Below are 25,046 nucleotides of genomic sequence, written 5' to 3' on the forward strand. Positions count from 1 at the left end.
GGCACTGTCGGCGAGTCGAATTACGGGATGCGGCCGCCCGGTGGTACGTGAAGCGACAACAATGGAGGCGAGATGTCGGCGGACAGGAATCCACGCAAGCCGGTGTACAAGGCGGTGTCCGCGTCGCTGAAGGTCCTGCAGGTACTCGAGGCGCTGAACGACATCGGGCCGGCCGGCCTGACCGTCATCCACAAGCGTGCGAAGCTGCCGAAGGCGACGACGCTGCGGATGCTCGAGACGCTGTGCTCTGCGGGATTTGCCACATACGACCCGGCGGAGAAGGTCTTCGCCGTCGGCTTGCACGCATTGGCACTCAGTCAAGGTTACAACGCGCTCGACGAAATCGTCTCCATTGCCCGTCCAGTGATCGCAGATCTGCGGCTCGATCTGGGCTGGCCGTCGGACATCGTCGTCTGCGATAATGACCGTCTGGTCATCGCCGATACCAACACCAGGCAGGCGCAGTTTTCCGTCGTTCGGGCCGGGGGCGCGGGCTCGCAGCTTCCCTTCAGCATCTCGGCAACCGGACGCGCCTGGCTCGCCTTTTGCGCCGACGACATGCGCGAGCGAATCCTGCGTTTCGACAATCCGCATCCGCAGGAATCGCGCGACCTGCTTGCACACCCCGATCGGCTGGCGGCGATCATCTCCGAGACCCGGCGCCGTGGCTATGGATTGCAGTCCGGTGAATTCTTCGATAGCGAAGCCGGCGCGGGGGTGCCGGTCGTTGTCGATGGCAATCTGCGATGCTGCATCAACATCGTCACCGCACGTAACGCGGTCTCCCTCGAGCAGATCGAACGCCAATACGTGCCGAAGCTGCAAAGGGCAGCCGAGACGATCGCCGCTCGCGTTCACCGTTGACCTCGCCGCCGGCGGGGCGAGGCGCAGGTCCTCGGCGGTCTCGACGATCTTGCGATGACGACGATGCTGCTCGGCGTTGCCGCGCTCGTCATCTTCGCGAAGGAGGGTACGGCGGCCATCGCGGCAGCACTCATAGGTAAAAAACGGCGAGTAATCATGTCATTCCCCTTTGTGTTTGTGGATAAAGGCAATGGAAGCCCTGCTGTTCTTGCGACAGCTTGTTGTCTGCGTGTCTTCCAGCATGCCCGTATCTGCCTTCTCCCGAGGGACGAACGAGCATTCGCCGTCTTACGACGGCCGCCAGCCGGGCCTCACCGGCAGGTGAAGCCTCCGTCGATCGGCAGTTCGATACCGGTCACAAAGCTGGAATCGTCCGAAGCGAGCCAGAGCACTGCCTGGGCGACCTCGTGGGCGCGCACCAGTCGTCCGAGCGGCACTGCGGAAATATACTTCTCTTCCGCGGCCTTTGCCGCTTCGGCGGAAACACCGCGACCGGTGAAGCCGACCTTCATGGGCGTTTCGGCCAAGCCCGGACAGACGACGTTGACCCGTACGTTGTCAGGCGCGAAGGTCTGCGCCAGCGATTTGGCGAGGCCGACCACCGCGAATTTGCAGCTCGAATACACCGGCGACCACATTGAACCAACCATGCCGGAAACCGACGCGGTAAATATGATCGAGCCCGCGCCCCGCTTGCGCATATGAGCAATCACCTCGCCCGCACCGAGCGCAGCCGACTGCACGTTGAGCGCGAACGCCTGCTGGTACTCTCCAATGTCGAGCCTCTCTATCCCACCGGGTCCGGGAATGCCGGCATGCGCCCAGAGAAAGTCGACGCCGCCGAGCTTGGCTGCCGCTTCGTTGATGCTCTCACGTGCGCCCTCGGGTTGCGCGAGGTCCGCCTGTACGGTGTGGATGCGCCCACTGGCCGGATCAAGTTCCGCCTTCAGCGCGCAAAGAGCATCCTGATTGATGTCGACCGCGCAGACGGTGGCGCCTTCACGCAGGAAGAGCTCGACGCCTGCCCGGCCCATGCCCGACGCCGCGGCGGTGATGATTGCGAGCTTGTTGGCCAGACGCATGATTCTTGTTCTCCTCCTGCAGTCTTTTGGCGTCACTGTGCGTAGGCGTCGGGGAACTGGCCCGTCGTGCTGATCACGGTCGCCCGCGTATCCAGGTAGGGGTCGAGCGCCTCGATGCCGTTCTCGCGTTCCCATCCGCTCGCTTTGAACCCGCCATAGGGGATGCTCCAGCGCAGGTAGCGGTATGTGTTCACCCAGACGACACCGGCCCGGATGCGCGCGGCCGTGCGATGCGCGCGGCCGATATCGCGGGTCCACAGGCCGGCGGTCAGCCCGTAACTGGTGTCGTTGGCGAGAGCGACCGCCTCGTCCTCGCCGTCGAAGGGAATGAGCGCCGCGACTGGCCCGAAGATCTCCTCGCGGGCGATCCGCATGTCGTTGGCGACATCGGCGAAGACTGTCGGCTCGACGAAGTAGCCGCCCTTCAGACCGTCGCGATCGATGCGGCTGCCGCCGGCGATCAGCCTGGCGCCTTCATCGCGGCCGAGACCGATGTAAGAGAGCGTCTTGTCGAGCTGCTGCTGGCTCGCCTGAGGCCCCATATGCGTCGCCTCGTCGAGGGGGCTGCCGACGCGCACCTTTGCGGCCCGGCGGGCGAACTCCTCGGCCACTTTGGCGTAGACGGAACGCTCCACCAGGACCCGCGAACCCAGGGCACAGCTCTGCCCGCACAGCGCCCAGGCCGAGCCCGTGGCGGCATTGAGCGCCTGATCGAGGTCGGCGTCGGCGAACAGGATGTGCGGCGCCTTGCCGCCGAGCTCGAAGGTGAAGCGCTTGAGCGTGTCCGATCCGCGCTTGAGGATCTCGCGCGCAGTGGCGCCCTCGCCGGTGAAGGTGATCTTGTCGACACCGGGATGCGTGACCAGGTGGTCGCCCGCACCGTCGCGGCCGTAACCCGGCACGACATTGACGACGCCCGCCGGGAAGCCGGCTTCCTCGAACAGACGCGCCAGCTCGAGCGAGCTGACCGGGGTCAGCTCGGCCGGCTTGAGCACCACCGTGCAACCGGCGGCGAGCGCCGGCCCCAGTTTCCAACACGCCGCCATCAATGGCACGTTCCAGGGCGTGATCGCCCCGACGACCCCTAGCGGCACACGCGAAGTAAATGCGTGGACGCCGTCGTCCAGCGGAATGGTGCGGCCGCCCTGCTTGTCGCACAGCGACGCGAACCAGTGATAGGAATTGTGATGGCCGCCGACATCCACTCGCGACTCGCGCAGGGCGCGGCCATTGTCGCGGGACTCGACGACAGCAAGCTCGGCCGCATGCTTCTGGTATAGATCGGCGAAGCGCCGCATCAGCGCGGCGCGCTCATGGCCGGGCATCCGGCCCCACGATCCCTCAAAGGCTGCGCGGGCCGCCGCCACCGCGCGATCGATGTCCTTTTTCCCGCCATAGGCCGCGACCGCCCACGGCTGGCCGGTGGACGGGTCGATGCTTTCCAGCAACCCTCCGTCTTCAGGGACAACCCATTCACCGCCGATGAACAGCTTCTCGTAACGCATGAACCTGTCGACCGGCTCGGCGCTTTGGCGAACGAAGGAACCATTTGCAGTCATGTGTCCCACCTACAAGAATGCTTGATTGTGAATTCGTAGATCACTATTAGGAATAGTGTCAACAAATGCGTGCAGGATTTCTTCCCGTCTGAACCAGACCGAACAAAAATTCCCAACACTAACAATCTGTTATCTCATCTAGATCGAAACGGGCGAAGAAGCCCGGATAGGCAAAAATAGATTGCTGTATTCACGATGGTGAATTATGGCCATTCCTGAGAAAGTGAAACGTGCCAGGACCGAGAGTCGGCTCTGGCGAAAGGAACGGTGCCCCATGCAAGTCAGACAGGCCGCCAATGTGGTTGAGCTTTTAGAGTTTTTCGCCAGGCGCGGAGAGCCCGCTACGCTTGCCGAGATCGCCGACGAGTTGAGCTGGCCACGTTCCAGCACGTTCAACATCGTCGGAACACTGGTGGAAAAGGGCTATTTCTACGAGCCCCGGCTGCGCGGCGGCTACTTTCCAAGCCCGCGCTGGCAGTCGGTCGTGCAGGTCATTGGCGAAAAGGATCCGCTGCCGAGCGGACTACTGGATCTGGTGGACAAGATTTCCACGCGCACCGGAGAGACGACCGCGATTGGATGCGCGTCAGGCCTCTCAGTGGTCTTCCTCTATGTGCGGGAATCGCGCCAGCCGATCCGCTATTTCGCGGAAGTGGGAACGCGGGTTCCGATCCACGCCAGCTCGGCCGGAAGGGCGATCCTGTCGCAGATGAAGCCGAAGGAGCGGGAACAGCTCTACCGCAAGCTCGTGTTCGAGAAATATTCTGACACCACGCCGATGGGCATCGAGCAGATCGAGGACGAATTGCGCGCGGTTTCCGAACGCGGCTACCACCAGAGCAATTCGGAATATATTCCCGACCTTGCAGGTGTTTCCTTTCCGATCGCCCTCGCCTCGAAACGCCTTTCCATCGTGGCGGCCGGACCGGTTTCGCGCTGCCTCGAACGCAGGCCCGAAACCGCCCGGATCATGGCGGCAGCGATACGCGAATCCGGCTTTGCCGCACCCGGCACGCTCGCCGACAGGCTGGATGCGCAGAACGTCGAATGATCCAGCCAGGGTGCTGCCAGCGCAATCCAGGAACGGTTCATCGGCACGCCCTGCAGCCTGACGAGCTACAATGACGGCGCCGACCTCGTCGCTGGCGCGAACGTCCCAGCTTGATGTCGTCCGCGAATCTCCGGCGGCCGAGCAGACGAGGAGCTACCAACAGCAGACATGGAGGTGTTCCGCGCGTTGGGTTATCGGCCGATGCAGGGACTCTGTACAGGCCTGCACCGAAACCAGGCGTCTCACCGCAGCTCCGACAAGATGCGCACCCAACTGCGTATTCCTTTGCGAAGCCGTTCGACATCGTACCGCTCGTTGGGGGCATGAATGGCATCGTCGGCGAGGATGAAGCCGGTGACGATGCAATCGACGCCTAGGCGGTCTGTAAGGAGTCCGACCAATGGAACCGTGCCGCCCGATCCTTTGATCAGCGTCGGCTCTGGCCATTCTGCGTCAAGTGCCCGAGCCGTGGCTGCCATGTAGGGGCTGGCTTCGTTCACCGACACCGCCGAGCTCCCGCCACTCCCCTCAAACTCAACCCGGCAACCGGCAGGAAGGCGAGCCTCGACGAACGTTCGAAACAGCGCGCGGATATGTTCCGGTCGCTGCCCACCGACCAGGCGAAACGACAGTCGAGCCGATGCCGATGAGGGTAGAACCGATCGTTCGCCAGGGCCGGTATTGCCACCCACGATGCCGTTGAAGTCGATGCCGGGACGGCCCCACATCAACTCGACCGTACCGTATCCGCCTTCATCAGGCCCTCCCGTCACCGACACGCCGGCCAGGGCTTCCGAGAGGTCCAGGGCTTCCCACTGTTTGCGCAAGGCGAGCGGCAGCGGCCCGACATCATCGTAGAAACCCTCGATCGTCACCTTTCCTTGACCGTCGTGAATGGCGGCAAGGATGTTTGTGAGAACACGAAGGGGATTGACGGCGACATTGCCGAAGTGACCCGAATGCAGGTCACTGTTTGGAGCTAGAATGGTGATTTTCTCGTGCAGTAGCCCCTTGAGGCGCGTCGTGATGGCGGGCCTGGTCGGAGACCACATATCGCTGTCGCAGATGAAAGCGACATCGCAGACAAGTTCGTTGCGATTTGCCTCGACGAAGGCGGCAAGGCTCGGCGACCCCGTCTCTTCCTCGCCCTCAAGCAGAATGGTGACATCTACCGGCATGCCGCCCTGGACCTGCCCCCATGCACGAAGAGCCTGGAGGACAGACCACACCTGGCCTTTGCTGTCCGATGCACCGCGGGCATATATCCGCGTCAGGCCGTCCTCAAGCCTTATGTCCGGCCGAAAGGGCGGTGTCGACCAGGCATTGAGCGGCTCTGCCGGCTGTACGTCGTAGTGACCGTAGAACAAGACCTTGGGGCCGCCATTCCCAGCCTGTGACGTGCCAAGGACCAACGGATGGCCATCGGTCGTCATGATCCGGGCGTCAAAGCCCAGATCATCCAACTCGGACCTGAGCCAGTCGGCGCAGGCAACAATTCCCTTCTTCCCGTCCGGCTGGCTGGAAACGGACGGGAACGCCAGAAATTGCACAAACTTCTCGACCGAGATCGGCATGTTGGCATCCACCCGGTCCAGGATGGCTTCGGTATCGTTCATGGCGTCTCCGACGGGGTGGCTGGGGCAGGCGAAAATGGACGCGCAGATGCCGCTAAAGGACCTTTGAGAGGAACGCCTTGGTGCGGGGCTCCTTGGCGTTGGTAAGAACGTCCTGTGGCTTGCCACGCTCAACCACCACGCCATTGTCCATGAAGATGAGGTGATCGGCGACTTCACGGGCGAAACCGATCTCATGCGTCACCAGCATCATCGTCATGCCGGTGCGCGCGAGGTCCTTGATGACGTCGAGCACCTCGCCAACCAGTTCGGGGTCAAGCGCGGAGGTGGGTTCGTCGAACAGCATGACCTCCGGGTCCATGGCCAATGCCCGGGCAATGGCGACGCGCTGCTGCTGGCCACCGGAAAGCTGGTTTGGATAACGATCTCCCAAGCGATCCAGACCCACACGATCCAGCAACGCCAATCCTCGCTCTCTCGCCTGTTTTTTGGATTGGCGTTTCACATGCACCGGGCCTTCGATCACATTCTGGAGCGCTGTCATGTGTGGGAACAGATTGAAGCGCTGGAACACCATGCCGGTTCGCCGACGCTGCTCGGAAATCTCGCGCCGTGAGAGTTCGTGCAGTTTGCCGTCTATCTCTCGATATCCTTGAAGGACGCCGCTTAAGCGGACCCGGCCTGCCGAGATCACCTCTAGCTGGTTGATACAGCGTAACAGGGTGGATTTTCCAGATCCGGACGGACCGATAGCAACACAGACCTCACCCCTGGCTATGCTGAGGTCCACGCCACACAACGCGTGGACGCCTCCATAGAATTTGTGAATGCCCGAGAGTTCGACGGCGGGCGTAACTGGCATGCCATGCATCAGTTCGGCCCTCCTTTGACCATGATCATGTCATGCCCGCGCCCGAAATAACGTTCGAGGTAGTGCTGCCCGACCATCAGCACCGAGGTGATGACCAGATACCAAGAGGCGGCAACCAGGAGCAGCGGAACCGGCAGATAGGTGCGATTGGCGATCGCGTTGGTCGCGAACATCAAGTCGAGAGTGAACGGAACGGCCAACACCAGCGACGTCATCTTCAACATGCCGATCGTTTCGTTGCCGGTTGGAGGAATGATGGTCCGCATGGCCTGCGGAATGAGGATGCGGGTCCAGATCTTGGCCTGCGACATGCCGAGCGCTTGGGCCGCCTCGGTTTGCCCGCGGTCAATGGCGCGAAAGCCAGCCCTGAAAATCTCGGCGAGATAAGCGCTCTCATTGAAACCAAGTCCAATAATGGCGGCGACTGCCGGGGTGACGATCCAGCGGCTGTCGATGCTGACCAGCTCAGGGCCGAAGGGGACCGAGAGCGATATGCGCGGGAACAGCACCGCAAACAGGCCCCAAAACGCCAGCTGCGTGTACACGGGCGTTCCTCGGAAGAACCAAACCCAGAACCAGGCGGCGTTCGTGAGAATTGGATTTCCGCTCTCGCGCATCACGACGAGGGCCAGGGCCAGCGGTATCGCGACCGCCATGGCAACAATCGTAAGCAGCAACGTCCAGCCGACGCCGCGGATCACGAAGGGGGAGAAGATATACTCGTAGTAGGTGCCCCAGTGAAAATTGGGATTCGTTGCCACGCCGTGCGCGGCCTGCACTATAATGATCAGAATGAGGATGACGGCCACCCAGCGTCCCAAGTGGCGCCTCGGCACCACCTGGTTGCGAACGACATCCTTCTTCGGGCCACCGACCGGGCCCGCCTGAGGACTGTCCGCCGCCAGCGTGACGTCGTTGTCGCTCACATCAATGCTCCGAAGCCGGATTTATCTTGGCCTCCGGAACCCCGACCGCACCCATGCCCCATGAATCCAGGATGGCCTTGTAGGTGCCGTCCTTGATCAAGGTCGTCAAAGTGTCGGCGATGAGTTCGGTCAATTCGGTGTCCGACTTGGTAATGGCAATGCCGTTGAGGCCCCGCACATCGAGGGCTTCGCCGACCGGCCGGACAGTTTCCAGCGCTTTGTTGGACTTGAATGCCGCATAAAGCGCCGTGGCACTGCCTGTAACAGTCGCGTCAGCGCCGCCGACGGCCACACGAGTGACGGCCTCCGTCTGCGTCTTGAAAGGCAGGACGGTGATTTCCTTGTGGCCGCCGTCGACGCATTCCTTGTTCACGATCATGAGCCTCTCCTCGTGGCGGCTGCCGCTTTGTACCGCGATCTGGCGACCGCAGATATCCGTCGGATCGAAGCCAGTAGGGTTGCCCGCCTTGATCAACCACTCATTGCCGGTTTCGGCATAGGAGACGAAGTTGACGACCTTCTTGCGCTCCTCGGTGATCGAAAACGCAGACATGCCGATGTCGTAGTTCGTACCCAGCGCCGGCAGGATAGTCGTGAACTGCGCCGTCCGGGATTCGTACTTCACGCCGAGCTTGGCGGCGATGGCATTGCCGATGTCGATGTCAATGCCTTCAGGGGTCTGGCCATCCGCACCTGCGAGGTACTCCCACGGAGCATAGTCATTGTCCGATCCACCGACGAGAACGCCGGCCTGACGAATCTTCTCGGGCAACCGCGCAGCAAGTTCCTTGTTCACCTCGATGCGCGATACGTCGAAGGTCTGCGCTGATGCGATCCCTCCCAGCCCCAGCAGCCCTAGCAACGCTGCGCGTGCTATCGCTATGGTCCGCGAATTCTTTCCAAACATGTGTAGTCTCCCATTGTTCAACGTTGGTCGTTTTTTGTGACCTGCATGTTCCTCGAGGATCGGCCCACTCTCCGATCCGCGGTATCGATTTAAGAGTGCATTCTCCATTCCGTCCAATATTGCCTTCGATCCGTTCTATTCGTGAAAGTTATGGGGTTAGAGATAGCCGGCAGCCGTGCGCGGGGTGGTTTTGGAATTTTCGGTCATCGCCATGAAGAACCGTTCCAGATCATTCTGAAGATCGTCTGGGTGTTCGAGCCCGACATTCAAGCGAAAAAGGTAGTCGGGACCAGCCCAGGGGCGCACGGTTCGCAGCGCCTTCACTGAGGTCGGAGCGATCAGGCTCTTTGTTCCGCCCCACGAAGCACCGATCGAGATCAACTGCAGAACATCGAGCGCAGCAAACGACTGGTCGACGTACTGCTCCCTCAGCGTGAACGTGAAGACACCGCAGGCACCGCTGAAATCACGTTTCCAGATCTCATGGCCAGGATTTTCGGGTAGCGCTGGGTGGATGACCGTCTCTATGCACGGATGCTCCGCGAGCCATGCCGCAATCTGAAGACCCGACGCGCTGGATCGTTCCAGACGAACCGCCAGCGTCTCGATGCCGCGTGCTGCGAGTGCACAATCGTCGGGTGACGTGCCAATGCCCAGTCTTCCCAGTGAAGCCTTGAGCCTCAGACCTTGGGCATCGTCCCTAGTGGTAACCGAACCCAGGATAAGGTCGGAGTGGCCGGCAAGGTGTTTGCTCAAGGCCTCCACGACGAAATCCGCGCCATGGCGCAGCGGCTTGAAGTTGAGCGGCGAGGCCCATGTGTTGTCGCAGCCGACTAAGGCGCCCTTGGCGTGCGCCATCCGAACGATCGCCTGGATGTCCTGCATCTCCAGGGTGACCGAACCGGGAGACTCCGTCCAGACAAGGCGCGTCCGATCATCGATGAGCGCATCGAGTGCTTCCAAGTCAACCGGGTCATAAAAAACCGGCTCTATCCCAAGCGCTACAAGCTCATGCATGGCGAAGTCGCGTACGGGACCATATACCGTGTCAGGTATCAGGATCCTCTCGCCCGCTGCCACAAATGCCAGCATGGCACAGGTGATCGCGGCTTGGCCGGAGGGCGCCAGCACGGTGCGGGCGCCCTCTTCGAGTTCCGTGATCTTTTTCTCCAGGTATCGGTGTGTGGGCGTGCCATAAAGCCCATAAACATAGCCATCCGCATCTCGCTCGAACCGGGCGGCGAAGGAAGCGGCATCCGGGTATCGGATAGTCGATGCGCGGTGTATCGGCACGGTCAAGCTGTCGTAGCCGCTTAGGCTGACCGAGACTCTCGATACCGACCTTGTCTCATCACGCATTCCAACCTGTCTCCTCTGTGCTGCCATTGTTGACATGCGTTCGTGTATTCAGTCCAATATCAATCAGTCGAAATTCCATTCCTCCAGGTTATAGAGTTCGCCATGGATGTCAGATTGATCGAAACCTACCAAGCGGTCATGACCTACGGCACCGCCTCGCGGGCCGCCGAAATACTCGGGATGTCCCAACCTGCGGTCAGCAAGGCGATCATGACTTTAGAGCGCTCGATCGGGTTCAGGCTGTTCGACAGAGAGAAAGGACGGATGATTCCGTCCGCCGAGGGACAGCTTTTCTTCCGCGAGGTTCAGATATCGCTCGCGGGTTTGGCGAAGCTTCGAAGCGCCGCCGCCCGCATCCGGGACTACGGCTCGGGCGATATCCGTGTGGCCTGCCTCTCAGCCTTCAGCACCAATCTGCTGCCAAGCGCCATCGGCAGGTTTCGTCGGAAGAACCCCAATGTTGCGGTGTCGTTTTATGTGACTGGATCATCCGTGATCCGAGATATGGTCGCGGCAAACCAGCTCGACATCGCGATCACCGCAGACGAGATCGACACCAATGGCGTTGAGGCAACGCCTTTCGCTGAAATTCCCGCGACCTTGGCGATACCTCCCGGACATCCGCTAGCAAAGAAGGATGTGGTGCACCCCGCCGATCTCGATCGCCTGCCCTTTGTCGCCCTAGCGCCGGAAGACACAACTCGACACGAGGCAGAGGCCATATTCGCAAAGTATGGGGTGGCGCCGCAGGTTGTGGTGGAGACCGCCTATTCCTCTACCGTCTGCGCGTTGGTTTTGGCGGGCGTGGGCTGTGGGATCGTTGATCCGGTGACCGCCACTGGATACATCGAACGGGGCGTCACGTTACGCCCGCTGGTGCCATCCGTCAGCTTTCGAACGCTGATGCTCTTCCCAAACCAGAAGAAGTCGAGAATCGTCACCGAGATGGCTGACGCATTGACGAAGGAAAGATCAAAACTGGCTGAGGCCCGCTGACACCCGCCCAGTGCCATCGGGACCTGCCGCGGCCTGACCCCGACCATTTGTCACTGTTCGAAGCGCTCAGGCCGGACATATCCGGTTCAAGTCACCGACGCATTCCGTCCGGAATGCGTCGGAACATCGCTAGTTACGCGTGACGGATTTCCGTTCCCAGCACCTTCAGGCATTCGCGGATGAACGCCGCGAGCGCCGTCCAGCCTTTTGCCGAAACCATCGTCCCGTCCACATAGGCGTCGGTGGGAGACAGATCGATGTAAGTGCCGCCAGCCAGCGTGACCTCTGGTTCGCAAGCCGCGAGCGCTGCCACCTTCTTGCCACGGACGACGCCGTCGACCGCTATCAGAATCTGGACGCCATGGCAGATCGTAAAGATCGGTTTCTTGGTCTCGTGAAAATGACGCACGATCGCCTGCACGCGCTTGTCGGTGCGGATGTATTCCGGGCCACGACCGCCAGCGCAGTAAACGGCATGATACTGGTCGAGCTGTTTCTCAGCGTCGGAGAACGTCTTGTTGATCAGCGCATAGTGGCCGAGCTTTTCGGTGTAGGTCTGGTCGCCTTCAAAATCGTGCAGCGACGTCTTGATCAGGTCTCCAGCGTTCTTGTCAGGACAGACAACGTGGACGATATGGCCGACGGCCTCCATCGCCTGCTGATAGACGAAGATCTCGTATTCCTCGGTGAACTCACCGGTCAACATCAGGATTTTCTTGCCTGGCATAGTCGTTCCTTTTCATCTGGCAATGGAGCGGGGGCAGTCTCAGTCGAACGCCAGCAACAAACGGTCGCGGGAATGCTCGATATGGCGGCGCATCGCCTGTTCGGCGGCAACAGGATCGGAGGCAGCGAAGGCGGCCAGAATGGCCTCATGCTCATCAAGCGCTTCCTCGGTGACGCGCGAATGGAACATCAGGCGGAAGATGTGGAAGTGCGTATGCTGGAACGCGAGAGTCTGGCGCACGAGATCATTGTTTGCAAATTCCATGATCCTGTCGTGGAAAATGGCGTCCTGCCGCGCAAAGTTGGAGTAACGCAGGCGTTCATCCTTGCCTTCGCGGCGCGCCATCCCGCCTGCGGACTCCTTAAGCACCGCAAGTTTCGTCTCATCCATCAAGGCTGCTGCCTTGGCCGCCCCATGCGGTTCGAGCAGCAGGCGAAGCTCATAGAGTTCGTCAAACCGGCGCTTGGTTATCTGCGGCGCGGCGCGGTAGCCGATCAAATGTGTCTTCAGCACAAGGCCTTCGCCTTCGAGCCGCCCAAGCGCTTCACGGATTGGCGTGTGGGATACATCGAGCTCCTTGACCAGACTGTCGACGGTGATCCGTGAGCCAGGCGCGATCTTCAGCGACATGAGTTGCGCGAAGATCGCTTCGTACACGTCCTCCACCAGGCTGTTGGATCGCTGGATGCGTCCGCTGGCGGGTTCGGCTTCTCGGGCATTGCTTAAGTTCATGACCTGCGTCTTTGCCTCTTGACAGGATCACTGGCTAACACGATGCTCCGCCCAATACAATCCTATATCCTATACGATTTAATAGAGGATATCTCTTGGCCGAGCTCAACGAGCTTTCCCCTTCCACTGCCGACATCATTGAGGAACGCAGAACATGAGCCTTTTCGCCGCCATAAGGCTGCCGCGTGAAATCCTCTTCGGGAAGGGACAGCGCCACGTCATTGCGACCGTCGCGGCCAGGCTCGGGCGTCGTGCGCTCGTCTGTACCGACGAACGTTTTGCCGCAACCGGACCTTTCGCGGAGATCGTCGCGACGCTGCGAGCCGCTTCGATCGATGTGTTTGTCCATGACCGCGTGCTGCCCGACGTTCCCCGAGACACAGTTGCCGTTTGCGTCGAGGAGGCGCGGGATTTTGCGCCGGACATGGTGATCGGCATTGGAGGCGGCAGTTGTCTCGACATGGCCAAATGCGCCGCGTTGCTCTTCAGTCACGGTGGCCTGCTCCAGGATTACTACGGCGAGTTCAAGGTGCCTGGTCCGACGCTGCCGTTGATCGCGGTGCCGACAACAGCCGGCACCGGCTCGGAAGTGACCCCAGTTGCAGTGATCTCCGATCCGGATCGCACCTTGAAGGTCGGCATCTCCAGCCCGTATCTGATCGCGGCCGCCGCCATCTGCGACCCCGAACTGACGATGACATGTCCACCGGGATTGACGGCGATCGCAGGCGCAGACGCGTTGACCCATGCGATCGAGGCTTTCACCGCCGTCAGGCGTGGCACCGACCCCTTCCTTCCGCAGAACCACGTCTTTATCGGCAAAACCGCTTTGACCGACCATTTCGCGCTGCTGGCAATCAGGCTGCTTGGTCGAAGCCTTGAAAAGGCATACCGCCAGCCCTCTGACGAGGACGCCCGGGCCGATGTGATGATGGGCGCGCTTGCAGCTGGTTGTGCGTTCGGGACGGCCGGCACAGCGGCGGCGCACGCCGTACAATATCCGGTTGGCGCGATAACCCACACCGCCCACGGATTGGGTGTCGCCACCATGTTGCCGTACGTCATGAAGTACAACCGGGTCGCCGCGGCCGCCGAGATGACCGAGATCGGTCTTGCCCTTGGTCTCGACGGGAGGGACCGGAGTACCGATGAGATGGCCGACGCGACGATCGACGAGATCGGCCGGCTGTTTGGAGCGATCGGCATCACGCCTTCGCTGGCCAAGCTCGGGCTTCCCGGCGACAAGCTCGATTGGACGGCCGAACAGGCGCTCGGCATTGACCGTCTCATCAAGAACAATCCGCGTCCATTCGATCTGGCAGCCATGCGGGGCCTGATCCAGGCTGCCTATGATGGCAACCTCGCCACCTACGTCATGTGAGCAATCGAGGAGCAGGCCATGAACATATCTCATCCGGTCCTGGAGGACGATCAGGACACTGCCGACTTCCACAGATTCTCCCATGGCTTGTATATCGGCGGCCAGTGGAGGCAATCCGCGGACAGCCGGGAAATCCAGGTATTGGACCCTTCCACGGAGGCGGTGATCGCCGCCGTTCCCGACGCGACGATCGAAGATGCCGCGGCCGCCGTGGAGGCTGCGGCCAAGGCCGCCGATGGCTGGCGCACAACGCCGCCCCGCAAGCGTTCCGAAATCCTCAGACGCTGCTTCGAGCTGATGACGCAACGTTCCGAGACGCTGGCAACCCTGATCTCGCTGGAAAACGGCAAGGCACTCCGGGACGCGCGTGGCGAGATCGCCTATGCCGCGGAGTTCTTTCGCTGGAATGCCGAGGAAGCCGTTCGCATCACCGGTGAATACGGGATTGCGCCTTCCGGCACGAACCGGATCGTAGTCGACTACGAGCCCATCGGCATATGCGTCCTTGTCACACCCTGGAATTTCCCTGCCGCCATGGCGACGCGCAAGATCGCGCCCGCCCTGGCTGCCGGGTGCACGGTAATTTTGAAGCCAGCCAGCGAGACCCCGCTGACGGCCTACGCGCTTGCCGCGCTCTACCAGGAAGCAGGCGTTCCGCCAGGTGTGGTGAACGTTCTGACAACCTCCAATCCAGGTCCTGTGACGGCCGCGATGCTGGCCGATCCCAGGGTGCGGAAACTCTCCTTTACCGGCTCGACCGGTGTCGGGCGCGTTCTGCTGGCCGAGGCCGCAAAGCACGTGGTTTCGTGTTCGATGGAACTTGGCGGCAACGCGCCATTCCTCGTGTTCGATGATGCGGACCTCGACGCGGCGGTCGATGGGGCGATGGTGGCGAAGATGCGCAACGCCGGCGAGGCCTGCACGGCTGCAAACCGCATCTATGTCCAGTCCGGCGTTTACGATGCTTTTAGCGAAAGCCTCGCCAGACGGATGTCGTCACTCAAGGTCGGCGCTGGTACGGACGCGGCCACGGAGTGCGGGCCGATGATCACCAGGAAGGCCGTCGACAAGATCGACCGTCTGGTCAACGATGCTGTCGCCCGTGGCGCGAGGGTGCTGTGCGGAGGCAAGGCAGGCTCGGGAACGGGATATTACTATCCACCGACCGTGCTCTGCGACGTCCCGGCCGAGGCCGAGATGGCGCACGAGGAAATTTTTGGGCCGGTAGCGCCGATCTCGATATTCGAAACGGAAGCCGACGCCATCGCGCGCGCCAACGACACCGAATATGGTCTTGCCGCCTACATCTACACGCGCGATCTTGCACGTGGAATGCAGGTGGCGTCGAAGATCGAAGCCGGGATGATCGGGCTCAATCGGGGTCTAATGTCCGATCCCGCAGCGCCCTTCGGCGGGGTAAAGCAGAGCGGCCTCGGGCGCGAGGGCGGACAGCATCACGGCATCGCGGAGTTCATGGAAGCGAAATATATCGCCGTAAGCATTTGAGCGAAGGAAGAGTGCAAAGCGATCCGTTCCGCATCCGCGACCATGTCGCCGATTTCGATCAAATCGTCCAGGACATCGTTCGCCGCAGCGAGGCCGTCCGCGCAACCATTCCAATGGCTGCGGACGTGGCCTATGGACCGGATCAGGCCGAAACCGTGGACCTGTTCTTTCCCTCGGGGAAAAGAAGCGGCCTGCCGGTGCATATGTTCATCCATGGCGGCTATTGGAGAATGTTCTCCAAGCGCGACTATTCAAACGTCGCGACGACGATTACCCAGGCCGGTGCCATTGCCGTCATCGTCGATTATGCGCTGATGCCCAAGGTCAGGATGGCTACGATCGTCGAGCAGGTGCGCCGCGCCAAGCAGTGGGTTCTGGACAATATCCATGACTGGGGCGGAGATCCCGCAAACCTGACTGTTAGTGGTCATTCGGCCGGAGCACATCTTTCAACGTTTCTGTTCAACGGCGAGCATACCCGCTCGAATGTACGGGCAGCTCTTCTGCTCGGCGGGCTCTACGATCTGAAACCGCTCCAGACCTCCTTTCTCGCCAACGAGATTGGAATCACCGATGAGGAAGTCGCCCTGTTTACACCGCTTGCGCATCGGCATGATCCTCAAACCAAGGCGACGGTTCTGGTTGGGGCCAATGAGACGCCGCCTTTCCATCAGCAAGCAGATAGATTCAAAGAGAACCTGCTGCAGCAGGGTTCGCCGGTAACGTGGCTTGTTCTCACGAACCGCAACCACATGGACAGTGTCAGAGATCTCGGCGTGCCCGACAGCCAGACGGGTGATTGCCTGACGAAACTGATTGCAAACGACCGCCGCTAACCGTCCCTGCAGAGATGTCGCACCGCATTCGACGTCGGGTATGAGAGCGTCTCACAGTTCAGCTGCGCGTATGCAGGCCCTATCGCCAACTTACGCGCAGCATGTGCTTGGCAGTGCGTGAAACGACTTCGGCGATCCGGTTGCCGGGTATCGACGAATAGCCCATTCGAAAGAAGCGGCAGGGACCGTCAGCCCCGGGAAAGGACGGAGAGCCGGATTCTATCAGCACGCCCTCTTGGCGCAACTCGTTCATTAGCAGATCTGCGTCGAGCCCTTCGGGGCCTTCGATCCAGAATGACGTGCCGCCGAAGGTTGACGACCCTGCGATGGTGAAGCCATTCTGCTGCAACGCTTCGGCCATGATGCAGCGGTACGCTCGAGACAGCGCCGCGGCGACCTGCCGGGCGTCAGTCGCGCGATATGGACAGTCCCGTGAGAAGCGGAGCGTACGCGGCGAGCCTGCGGGATACGAACTCCGTGAAGAGCCGCACGCGCTTCGTCTTGCGTGTCTCCCCCTGTGTGAGAAGCCAGAGCGTTCCGTACATGTGCAGGTCGGTGCCCGGCACCCTCGCCAGCAGGGGGTCGGCATCTCCGACGAAGCACGGCAGTGTCGTGATCCCGAGCCCCTGCCGTACAGCAACGATCTGCGCGTCGGCGCCCGTAGTCCTGAACGGAACCTCCGTGGTGCGAACCTCACCCTCGCTGGCCCAATCCGGAATTCCATGCATGCTTATGACGATCCACCGGATGGGATCAGCCGCGCCCGCACGCCATGCGGCCAGTCGATCCCGGGACATGTAGACACCGCCGAACACATCCGGTCCCTTCAGGCCGTGAAGATTGAGCGGCAGGGTTTTGCGGTCATAGACGACGCGGACCGCCACGTCGGCCTCTCGGTTGGTCAGATTTGCCAGCTCGCCGGACGACAAGATTTCCATCTCGATGTCCGGATGCAGACGCGCGAAATCGGCGAAGTCCGGCATGAGCAGGTGTGTCGCGAGGGGCGGAGCCAACGTCACCCGCAGAAGCCCGCGCACGCTCTGGTCGCGCCCGAAGACGCGCGTCTCCAGCTGGTGCGACGACGCTTCCATCTGGTTCGCGAGCTCGAGGACCTCCTCGCCCGCAGCGGTCAGGCGGTAGCCCGAAGGCAGCTTTTCGAACATCTGCGCCCCGAGGCGTTCCTCGAGTTGTGCGATGCGTCGCAGCACGGTCGAGTGATTCACCGCGAGGCGCTCGGCGGCGGCCCGCACCGAGCCTCCGCGCGCGACGGCAAGAAAGTAGCGAACGTCGTCCCAGTCGATCATGGTGCAATCCCGCACCGCGCGGTGCGCCCTTCCAGAGCCCGTATCTAACACATCGAACTGCAGTACGGGCGGCCATCATAGCTTATGTCGACTAGCGCCGCTCAATCCCGAACGGCGGACACCGATCGTCGCGACTGGCGGCAGTCGTCCGACCGGATCGATTTTGCACCACCGATGTGCGCGCTTCCGCACTCAACGGCTGACCTTGGCGGACTTATCTCCAGGCTCTCGGGGTTCTTCCCGAACGACAAAGGCAGAGCCCGAAAGGAAAAGCCATGGGAAAGCTAGACGGTAAGGTTGCAGTCATCACGGGTGGCGCTACCGGCATCGGCCGCGCCGCGGCGAAGCGCTTCATCGAGGAGGGCGCCTTCATCTTCATCTTCGGCCGCCGGCAGGAAGCGCTTGACGCCGCAGTGGCCGAGCTCGGGCCCAATGCTCGCGCGGTGAAAGGCTCGGTTTCGGATGAGGCCGACCTCGACCGACTCTACGCGACGGTGAAGGCCGAGCGTGGAACCCTCGACATCGTCTTCGCCAATGCCGGGGCGGGAAGTCCCCTTCCGCTCGGCCAGATCACCGCCGAGCACATTGACGAAACCTTCGACACCAATGTGAAGGGTACGATTTTCACGGTCCAGAAGGCGTTGCCGCTGATGGGTCCGGGCGGTTCGATCATCCTGACCGGATCGAGCGCCGGCACCACGGGCGCCCCGGGGTTCACTGCCTACAGCGCGAGCAAGGCGGCAGTGCGCAATCTCGCGCGAACCTGGGCGGAGGACCTGAAGGGCACCGGCATCCGGGTAAACGTGCTGTCGCCCGGGGCGACGGCGACAGAACTCGCGAAGGAAGCATTAGGTGAGGAGGGCCAGAAGGTCTTCGCCTCGATGACGCCGCTCCAGCGCATGGCCGATCCGGCGGAGATCGGGGCCGTGGCCGCCTTTCTCGCGTCGTCGGACAGCAGCTTCATGACCGCCAGCGAGGTCGCCGTCGACGGCGGCCTGGCGCAACTCTGACGCGCCACGCCCGGCCGGTCACTCCATTCAATTAACCAGCGCCGTTGAAGGCCGGGGAGTCAATATCAACACGGATAGGAGAAGTATTATGAGCTATGCGATTGTAGGATTCGGTAAGATAGGCCAGGCCCTCGCCCACGCCTTCGCCCGTAAAAACATCGACGTGACCATCGCGAGCCGCCGTCCGCCCGAGGCGTTGGCGCCGCAGGCTCGGGCGATTGGACCCACTGTCGTCGCCAAGTCGCTGCGGGAAGCACTCGAGGCCGACACAATCATCTTGGCGGTCCCGTTCGGGGAGCACCGCGAGGTTGCGAAGGCCCTGCCGAGTTGGGAAGGCAAAACAGTCATCGACGCGACGAACATGTTTCCAGTCCCTGAAGAGCTGGACGGCCTCCCGTCCTCCGCCGTCATCGCGAAGGCCTTCACCGGCGCCAAGCTTGTGAAAGGGTTCAATCACCTGATTGCCGCCGCCCTGGCTACCGATCCGATCGTCGAGGGCGGCCACCGGGTCGTCTTTCTGTCGAGCGACGACGAGGACGCGATCGCTCCCGTGGCGGCCTTGGCCAAACAACTCGGGTTCGCACCCGTCAAGCTGGGAAAGCTCAACGAGGGTGGCGCGCTGGTGCATGCACGCGGCCGCATTTGGGGCCAGCTCATCTTCCAGGATTTGTTCAAGAAGGAGCAGTAATCGATCTACGACCGTGTGATCGACGTCGAGAACTGGTCGCGCGCGCTAACTTCTTCGAGCAGCGCGCGACCGAATATTTGTAGGCCACAAAGTCGCGAAGGTGGGGTTGGGCCTGACGGCGTATGGGCGTCGTCGAAGAGCGGGGAGACGCCCGACAGAGCGGCAGATCTGCGGGTCGCCTAGAATCTATCGACTGCTATCGATGGCATAGGATTCGCTCGAGTGTCCTCTGCTATCCGATACCACGCTACGGTACTCCCCTTCACTCCCACTCGATTGTTTTAAAAGAATATAATGCATTGAAACCACTGCGAAACATTCTTCAGCGCCGTGTAAATTCCGACATCAAGGCCGTCAAAAAGTTACGCTTTTGGTTTTAAATTGCAGGCGATGTGCTGTGAGCGCTAGCATCCACTCGATTCCTGCCGAATTTCCGGCTAGCCTGGCGACAGATGGCTCAGTTCTGGTGGGTGAATCATAATCAAACGGCCCCTCAAGAGATTGATGGGCAGCACCTTTGGTCCCCCAAGACCGAGAGCAATGGCGCGCGAAGTGAGTTCCACAACAATATGCGCCGTGCGACGCCCGGCCACCTTCAGCCGCGAGGCACTGTCACGCGGCGGCTTGAATAGCCTGAACTTTGAAGTGATTAATGCGCTTGGACGACATTGTCGAACGTCGTATAGCGGACGACGACCAGCTTGAAGACACGATCAAAAAGAGCGTCATCCTTGGACGTCCTGGGTAGTACAAATTGAAAATTGCCTCATACTTCAAAACAGGTCAGTGGACCCGCGAGGATGGTTTCGAAGCGGGGTCGCCCACGGTCCTCAAGGCGAGAATTCTAAAAGACGTTCAACAATGACCCAGCACGTACAAGATGCTCGAATTCTCATGTACAGCCACGACACGTTCGGGCTCGGCCACTTGCAGCGCTGCCGGACGATCGCGCATTCGCTAGTCGAGGATTTCCGCGGACTTCAGGTGCTTATCATTTCGGGTGCGACCATCGCTGGCGCCTTCGATTACCGGGCCCGTGTCGACTTCGTGAAGATCCCCAGCGTCATCAAGTTGCGCAACGGCGAATACACCTCTCTGGAAAAGGATATCGATCTGCATGAGACGCTAAGGATGCGCCAGTCGATCATCCGTCACACAGCCGAGACCTTCCGGCCGGATATCTTCATCGTCGACAAGGAACCGCTCGGCCTGCGCGGTGAGATTGAGGACACGCTGTCCTACCTCAAGACGCGGGGCACCACGCTCGTGCTTGGCCTGCGCGAGGTGATGGACGCGCCGCATCTGCTCGAAGCGGAGTGGGCACGCAGGGATGTGATGCGCAAGATAGGCCTGTTCTACGACAAGGTCTGGGCCTATGGTCCGCCGGATTTCTACGATCCGTTGACTGGCATGGATGTGCCGCCGGCTATCAGGGCAAAGATGAGGTTCGTCGGTTTCCTGCAACGGAGCCTGCAGCGGAACGAGTTGCCCGGCCACCGGCCCGAGGGAGACTATATCCTCGTTACCACCGGTGGCGGCGGTGACGGCGCCGATCTGATCCACGACGTCATCGATGCCTATCAGCAGGATCCGCAATTGCAGCATAGGGCGCTGGTCGTGCTTGGGCCTTACATGCCGGCGCGCAAGCGCAACAAGCTGCTCAAGAAGGGGTCCAAGATCCCCTACATCAAGATGATCGAGTTCGACAACCGCATGGAAGAGCTGATTGCCGGCGCCATGGCGGTAGTGGCGATGGGCGGTTACAACACCTATTGCGAGATACTATCTTTCGACAAGCCGGCGCTGATCGTGCCGCGCGTCGAGCCCCGCGAGGAACAACTGATCCGCGCACGGCGCGCAGCCGAACTCGGCCTCATCGAGATGCTTTTGCCGGAAGAAGCCGAGGATTCCCAGCGGTTTGCCAATGCACTGAAGGTGTTGCCGGACCGGCCCCGCCCATCGCAGAGCAATCCGCATCTAACGCTGGAAGGGCTGCCTCATATTTCCGAAATCGTCGCGGAACTGCTCGACCGGCGGGCCGGCCACCACCTTTCGGTCATTGAAGGCATAAACTGAGTTGCAACATCGCAAGATCGTCGTGGTTCTGAAGGGCTATCCGCGGCTGTCGGAAACTTTCATCGCGCAGGAACTGCTCGGTCTGGAGCGTGCGGGGTTCGATCTGATACTCGTCGCGCTCAGGCGGCCGACCGACTCAAAACGCCACCCCGTGCATGACGAGATCAAAGCGCCCGTCCATTATCTGCCGGAATATCTGCATGACGAGCCGCTGCGCGTGTTTCGCTCGCTGTTTGCTTATCTGCTGCGGCCGGGCTTCTGGCGCGCGCTCGGATCACTGGCTGCCGATATCCCCCGCGACTTTACGCGCAGTCGCGCGCGCCGCTTCGGGCAAGCGCTCGTGCTGGCGGCCGAATGGCCGGAAGGCGCGGGCTGGCTGCATGCACATTTCGCGCATACCCCGGCATCGGTGACGCGCTATGCCAGCCAGCTTCGTGGACTGCCCTGGAGTTGCTCGGCCCATGCCAAGGACATCTGGACTTCGGCAGACTGGGATCTGGCCGGCAAGCTTTCCTCGGCGCGCTGGACAGTCACTTGCACGAAAACCGGCTTCGACCGTCTGAAAAAACTCGCCAACGGCAGCTCGTCTGTGCATCTGAGCTATCATGGGCTCGACCTTGATCGCTTCGGCAGTTTCGGCGAGGCGCGAAAACACCATGATGGCTCGGCGCCGGACGAACCGGTGATCGTTCTGAGTGTCGGGCGTGCCGTTGAAAAGAAAGGTTACGATACGTTGCTGGAGGCCCTCGCCCTCTTGCCCGGCGATCTGGCGTGGCGTTTCGAGCATATCGGCGGCGGCGAGGAACTGGAACGGCTCAAGGCGCTGGCGCAAAAGCTCGGACTGGATGGTCGCGTCTCTTGGAAAGGCGCGCTTGCGCAGGAAGAGGTGCTTGAGCACTACCGAGGCGCCGACATTTTCGCCCTGGCCTGCAGGATCACTGCAAATGGCGACCGGGACGGTCTGCCTAATGTTCTGGTGGAGGCGGCTAGCCAGAGGCTTGCCTGCGTGTCGACCGATATTTCCGGCGTGCCGGAGCTCTTATCGTCGGATGAAACCGGGCTGCTGGTTCCGACGGAAAACCCAATTGCCCTGGCACAGGCGCTGGAGCGCCTGATCCGTGATCCTGTACTGCGCGCCCGCCTCGGCGAGGGCGCAGAGCGGCGCGTGCGAAGCAATTTCGATCATATGGCAAGCATTGGACAGCTCAAGGAACTGTTCGAACGGGAGTGGCGGGCTGCCTAATGAAGCGACTGCGCGTTTTCTTCTATGTCCAGCACCTGCTCGGCATCGGCCATCTCGCGCGCGCCAGCCGCATTGCGGCGGCTCTGGTCGATGACGGGTTTGACGTAACCGTCGTGACCGGTGGAGCGCCGATCGCGGGGTTTCCGGGACCGGGTGTAAAGTCTGTGACCCTGCCACCTGTCACCTCCGGTGATGAAGGATTTTCCGGACTTGTCGACCTGCAGGGCAAGCCGATCGACGATGATTTCAAAAAATGGCGTTCAGAGATGCTGCTGCAGGCATTCCGGGATTGCAGGCCTGATATCGTCATTGTCGAGGCGTTTCCATTTGGACGCCGGCAGATGCGTTTCGAACTCTTGCCGCTGATCGAGGCCATCGACGCGACGTCGCCCCGACCGCTGCTGGCGACGTCCGTCCGTGATATCCTTCAGGAACGCGTCAAGCCGGGCCGAAACGAGGAAACAGTCGATCTCATCAACAGGCATTTCGACCTCGTAATGGTCCACGGCGATCCGGCTTTCGCAACCATCGACAAGACATTTCCACTGGCTGGGGCGATCACGGCCGACGTCACCTACACAGGACTCGTTGCCGCGCCGCCACCGCCCGCGACGTCCGAGCGCTTCGACGTTCTGGTGTCGGTTGGCGGCGGGGCTGCCGGAAAGAGCCTTGTCAGATCCACCGTCGCAGCGGCGCGGAATGCCAACAACGCGTGGAAATGGTGTTTGATCACCGGCCCAAACCTGCCGAAAGACGAGTTTGACGCGATCGCGCGCGATGCCACGCCGGGCCTGTCCATCTTCCGGTTCCGCCAGGATTTCGCCAGCCTGCTGACCGGCGCCCGCCTGTCAGTCTCGCAGGCGGGTTACAACACGGTCTGCGATGTCCTGCGCGCGGGTTGTCGCTCGCTACTCGTCCCATTTGCAGCCGGCGGGGAAACCGAACAGACGGTTCGCGCCCTGATGCTCGAAGAACTCGGTCTTGCAACGGTGCTGATGGAAAATGACCTGACGCCTGAAGGTTTGGCGCAAGCGATCGAACAGGCGCTAGTGGGACCGACGCCATCCGCGCATCGTCTCGATCTGGAAGGCGCGCGTCGCTCGGCGCAAATCCTGCGCGAGCAGTACCAAACATGGTCCCTAAAAGCAGGGCCTGGTTGCGGAAAGGTTCAAGATCGATAGATACTACGCACATCGCGTCTGAGATTGGCGCGACCCGCTTCAACTCCTTGTTCTTTATTCAAAAAACCGGGCGAAATGCCTTAGACAGTTCCAATCAGCATGAAGCGCGTATAATTTTTTGTCGGCAGTTCGCCTGAGAAACGCACCTCCCGTAGCGCCGCCATTGCTTCGAAGGCTGCAAGTGAAGCCACGCAGTTGATGTGCGTTGGCTCGCTGAAATAATCGTTCGATTGCAGCAGTACATTCATGCCTCGCGGAAGCAGAGCAAGCCAGGCGCGCAGATCGGCTATGTGTTCGCAGCTCGTATTGACCGTCAGGTCGGGCCGCCTGCCCGCATAGTCGAGTGCGTACATATCTGCCGTCAGCGCCCGGAACCGGTCGCCTGCTTCCCGGTTGAGGGTCCGGGCGACCGGCGCGACTTCGGGATCGATGTCGATGCTATCGACCTCCGCGATGTCGAAGCGGGCGTCGTTGAAAAGCATTGCCGGCAATATGCCGTACCATCCACCCAGAACCCATATGCGCTCGAACCGGCCGCCGCAGCTTTCGAACAGCCTATCGAGCGCCCACATCTTGCAGGCGACCTGCTTGTGGTTGAAGGCGTTGGCGATATCGGCCTTCGGATGCTTGGTGACGACGCGCGCCAGCCCTGCCACGAGAGGGCAGTTGACATAGGCAGCAATTCCCCGCGTGAGGTCTAAGGCTTGCTCGTGCCAATCCAAGCCGGCATTGCATGGTTGCGTGACATCCATCATATTCGCCTTGTATGTTGGGATTTCGGGCGACACAACGCAATCTTGCCTCGCGCAAGACTGTGGATTCGCGGACTTGATAATGCTGCAAGCTGCTTCGCCATTGCCCGGTGCCGGAGAGAGCCTGTTGCATCTGTCCGGAACATCGGCATTCATCTGCCAGCACCAGCCGCGCAGTTGCGGCCTCGTGCCGCTCGGCTGTTCGCCAAAACCCTACGGAAGCCGCGAACCGTTCGGTCAGTTGCTTTCTTGGCTGATCAACAACGCCGACGTCGTTGTCATCGAGGTTCCGTCCATCGTTGAGCGCAGGACGATCTCCGTGCACTGCTTCGAGCTTGCCGCTGGCGACGAAGAAATCGCCGATACGCTATTCGCCAGCAGGTGCTTTAACATCCTGCATCTTTCCAATTGAAGGGTCCAC

General features: G+C 61.1%; 23 protein-coding genes and 1 pseudogene. 12 read left to right on the plus strand and 12 right to left on the minus strand.

Annotated features, from left to right (window positions below):
* Positions 1–72 precede the first annotated feature (72 nt).
* Positions 73–864, plus strand: coding sequence for an IclR family transcriptional regulator domain-containing protein (locus ABID19_RS15810; protein WP_354491911.1), 792 nt, complete (start codon positions 73–75; stop codon positions 862–864).
* Positions 865–1,175: 311 nt separating this feature from the next.
* On the opposite strand, the gene ABID19_RS15815 is transcribed toward ABID19_RS15810, so the two are convergent.
* The gene (locus tag ABID19_RS15815) at positions 1,176–1,946 is read right to left on the minus strand and encodes an SDR family NAD(P)-dependent oxidoreductase (RefSeq protein WP_354491913.1); all 771 of its coding nucleotides are present in this window, start codon (positions 1,944–1,946) and stop codon (positions 1,176–1,178) included.
* Between the two features lie 32 nt (positions 1,947–1,978).
* A complete protein-coding gene (locus ABID19_RS15820; protein WP_354491915.1) occupies positions 1,979–3,505 on the minus strand; it encodes an aldehyde dehydrogenase in 1,527 nt (508 codons plus the stop codon).
* 274 nt (positions 3,506–3,779) lie between these two features.
* On the opposite strand from ABID19_RS15820, the gene ABID19_RS15825 reads away from it, so the two are divergent.
* Positions 3,780–4,556, plus strand: coding sequence for an IclR family transcriptional regulator (locus tag ABID19_RS15825; RefSeq protein ID WP_354491917.1), 777 nt, complete (start codon positions 3,780–3,782; stop codon positions 4,554–4,556).
* A 242-nt stretch (positions 4,557–4,798) separates the two neighbouring features.
* On the opposite strand, the gene ABID19_RS15830 is transcribed toward ABID19_RS15825, so the two are convergent.
* From ABID19_RS15830 to ABID19_RS15850, 5 genes are read right to left on the minus strand one after another with little or no spacing between them, the layout of a single operon-like run.
* The gene (locus ABID19_RS15830) at positions 4,799–6,172 is read right to left on the minus strand and encodes a M20/M25/M40 family metallo-hydrolase (protein WP_354491919.1); all 1,374 of its coding nucleotides are present in this window, start codon (positions 6,170–6,172) and stop codon (positions 4,799–4,801) included.
* Positions 6,173–6,224: 52 nt separating this feature from the next.
* Positions 6,225–7,001, minus strand: coding sequence for an amino acid ABC transporter ATP-binding protein (locus tag ABID19_RS15835; RefSeq protein WP_354491921.1), 777 nt, complete (start codon positions 6,999–7,001; stop codon positions 6,225–6,227).
* Positions 7,001–7,927, minus strand: coding sequence for an amino acid ABC transporter permease (locus tag ABID19_RS15840; protein WP_354491923.1), 927 nt, complete (start codon positions 7,925–7,927; stop codon positions 7,001–7,003). The genes ABID19_RS15835 and ABID19_RS15840 overlap by 1 nt, the downstream gene beginning before the upstream one ends.
* 1 nt (position 7,928) lies before the next feature.
* Positions 7,929–8,942, minus strand: coding sequence for an ABC transporter substrate-binding protein (locus ABID19_RS15845; RefSeq protein ID WP_354492183.1), 1,014 nt, complete (start codon positions 8,940–8,942; stop codon positions 7,929–7,931).
* Positions 8,943–8,990: 48 nt separating this feature from the next.
* On the minus strand, positions 8,991–10,229 hold the full coding sequence (locus ABID19_RS15850) for a trans-sulfuration enzyme family protein (RefSeq protein ID WP_354491925.1): 1,239 nt from the start codon (positions 10,227–10,229) through the stop codon (positions 8,991–8,993).
* Between the two features lie 78 nt (positions 10,230–10,307).
* Between ABID19_RS15850 and ABID19_RS15855 the strand changes: the two genes are divergently transcribed.
* Positions 10,308–11,189 carry a LysR substrate-binding domain-containing protein gene (locus tag ABID19_RS15855; protein WP_354491927.1) on the plus strand — a complete coding sequence of 294 codons (882 nt, stop codon included), beginning with the start codon at positions 10,308–10,310 and terminating at the stop codon, positions 11,187–11,189.
* Between the two features lie 133 nt (positions 11,190–11,322).
* Here the strand turns inward: ABID19_RS15855 and ABID19_RS15860 are convergent, their stop codons facing one another.
* Complete coding sequence (locus ABID19_RS15860) at positions 11,323–11,916, minus strand: DJ-1/PfpI family protein (RefSeq protein WP_352936221.1); 594 nt, start codon at positions 11,914–11,916, stop codon at positions 11,323–11,325.
* A gap of 39 nt (positions 11,917–11,955) precedes the next feature.
* The gene (locus ABID19_RS15865) at positions 11,956–12,648 is read right to left on the minus strand and encodes a GntR family transcriptional regulator (protein ID WP_352936219.1); all 693 of its coding nucleotides are present in this window, start codon (positions 12,646–12,648) and stop codon (positions 11,956–11,958) included.
* 154 nt (positions 12,649–12,802) lie between these two features.
* Between ABID19_RS15865 and ABID19_RS15870 the strand changes: the two genes are divergently transcribed.
* Genes ABID19_RS15870 through ABID19_RS15880 form a run of 3 tightly spaced genes read left to right on the plus strand, consistent with a single transcriptional unit; the run spans position 12,803 to position 16,371 of the window.
* Positions 12,803–14,029 carry an iron-containing alcohol dehydrogenase gene (locus tag ABID19_RS15870; protein WP_354491930.1) on the plus strand — a complete coding sequence of 409 codons (1,227 nt, stop codon included), beginning with the start codon at positions 12,803–12,805 and terminating at the stop codon, positions 14,027–14,029.
* An 18-nt stretch (positions 14,030–14,047) separates the two neighbouring features.
* On the plus strand, positions 14,048–15,535 hold the full coding sequence (locus tag ABID19_RS15875; protein ID WP_354491932.1) for an NAD-dependent succinate-semialdehyde dehydrogenase: 1,488 nt from the start codon (positions 14,048–14,050) through the stop codon (positions 15,533–15,535).
* Between the two features lie 11 nt (positions 15,536–15,546).
* Entirely contained in the window at positions 15,547–16,371 is an 825-nt protein-coding gene (locus ABID19_RS15880; protein ID WP_354491934.1) for an alpha/beta hydrolase, read from the plus strand.
* A gap of 79 nt (positions 16,372–16,450) precedes the next feature.
* On the opposite strand, the pseudogene ABID19_RS15885 reads toward ABID19_RS15880, so the two are convergent.
* A pseudogene (locus ABID19_RS15885) lies at positions 16,451–16,735 on the minus strand (GntR family transcriptional regulator); the annotation flags it as partial.
* 43 nt (positions 16,736–16,778) lie between these two features.
* Entirely contained in the window at positions 16,779–17,675 is an 897-nt protein-coding gene (locus ABID19_RS15890; protein ID WP_354491936.1) for a LysR family transcriptional regulator, read from the minus strand.
* Positions 17,676–17,950: 275 nt separating this feature from the next.
* Here ABID19_RS15890 and ABID19_RS15895 point away from each other — a divergent pair, with 275 nt between their 5' ends.
* The 5 genes from ABID19_RS15895 (at position 17,951) to ABID19_RS15915 (ending at position 23,873) form a co-directional block, all read left to right on the plus strand.
* The gene (locus tag ABID19_RS15895; protein ID WP_354491938.1) at positions 17,951–18,685 is read left to right on the plus strand and encodes an SDR family NAD(P)-dependent oxidoreductase; all 735 of its coding nucleotides are present in this window, start codon (positions 17,951–17,953) and stop codon (positions 18,683–18,685) included.
* A gap of 88 nt (positions 18,686–18,773) precedes the next feature.
* Entirely contained in the window at positions 18,774–19,373 is a 600-nt protein-coding gene (locus ABID19_RS15900) for an NADPH-dependent F420 reductase (RefSeq protein ID WP_354491940.1), read from the plus strand.
* An 861-nt stretch (positions 19,374–20,234) separates the two neighbouring features.
* Positions 20,235–21,449 (plus strand): glycosyltransferase family protein, encoded by a 1,215-nt coding sequence (locus ABID19_RS15905; protein WP_354491941.1) that lies wholly within the window; start codon positions 20,235–20,237, stop codon positions 21,447–21,449.
* Between the two features lies 1 nt (position 21,450).
* Positions 21,451–22,692, plus strand: a complete 1,242-nt coding sequence (locus ABID19_RS15910) for a glycosyltransferase (RefSeq protein ID WP_354491943.1) — start codon at positions 21,451–21,453, stop codon at positions 22,690–22,692.
* The gene (locus ABID19_RS15915; RefSeq protein ID WP_354491945.1) at positions 22,692–23,873 is read left to right on the plus strand and encodes a glycosyltransferase family protein; all 1,182 of its coding nucleotides are present in this window, start codon (positions 22,692–22,694) and stop codon (positions 23,871–23,873) included. The genes ABID19_RS15910 and ABID19_RS15915 overlap by 1 nt, the downstream gene beginning before the upstream one ends.
* Positions 23,874–23,953: 80 nt before the next feature.
* Here the strand turns inward: ABID19_RS15915 and ABID19_RS15920 are convergent, their stop codons facing one another.
* A complete protein-coding gene (locus ABID19_RS15920) occupies positions 23,954–24,625 on the minus strand; it encodes a class I SAM-dependent methyltransferase (protein WP_354491947.1) in 672 nt (223 codons plus the stop codon).
* An 82-nt stretch (positions 24,626–24,707) separates the two neighbouring features.
* Between ABID19_RS15920 and ABID19_RS15925 the strand changes: the two genes are divergently transcribed.
* Complete coding sequence (locus ABID19_RS15925) at positions 24,708–25,037, plus strand: hypothetical protein (protein WP_354491949.1); 330 nt, start codon at positions 24,708–24,710, stop codon at positions 25,035–25,037.
* The last annotated feature ends 9 nt before the right edge of the window (positions 25,038–25,046 follow it).

Origin of the sequence: Mesorhizobium robiniae, assembly GCF_040545535.1 — a bacterium.
GTDB classification, from domain to species: domain Bacteria; phylum Pseudomonadota; class Alphaproteobacteria; order Rhizobiales; family Rhizobiaceae; genus Mesorhizobium; species Mesorhizobium robiniae.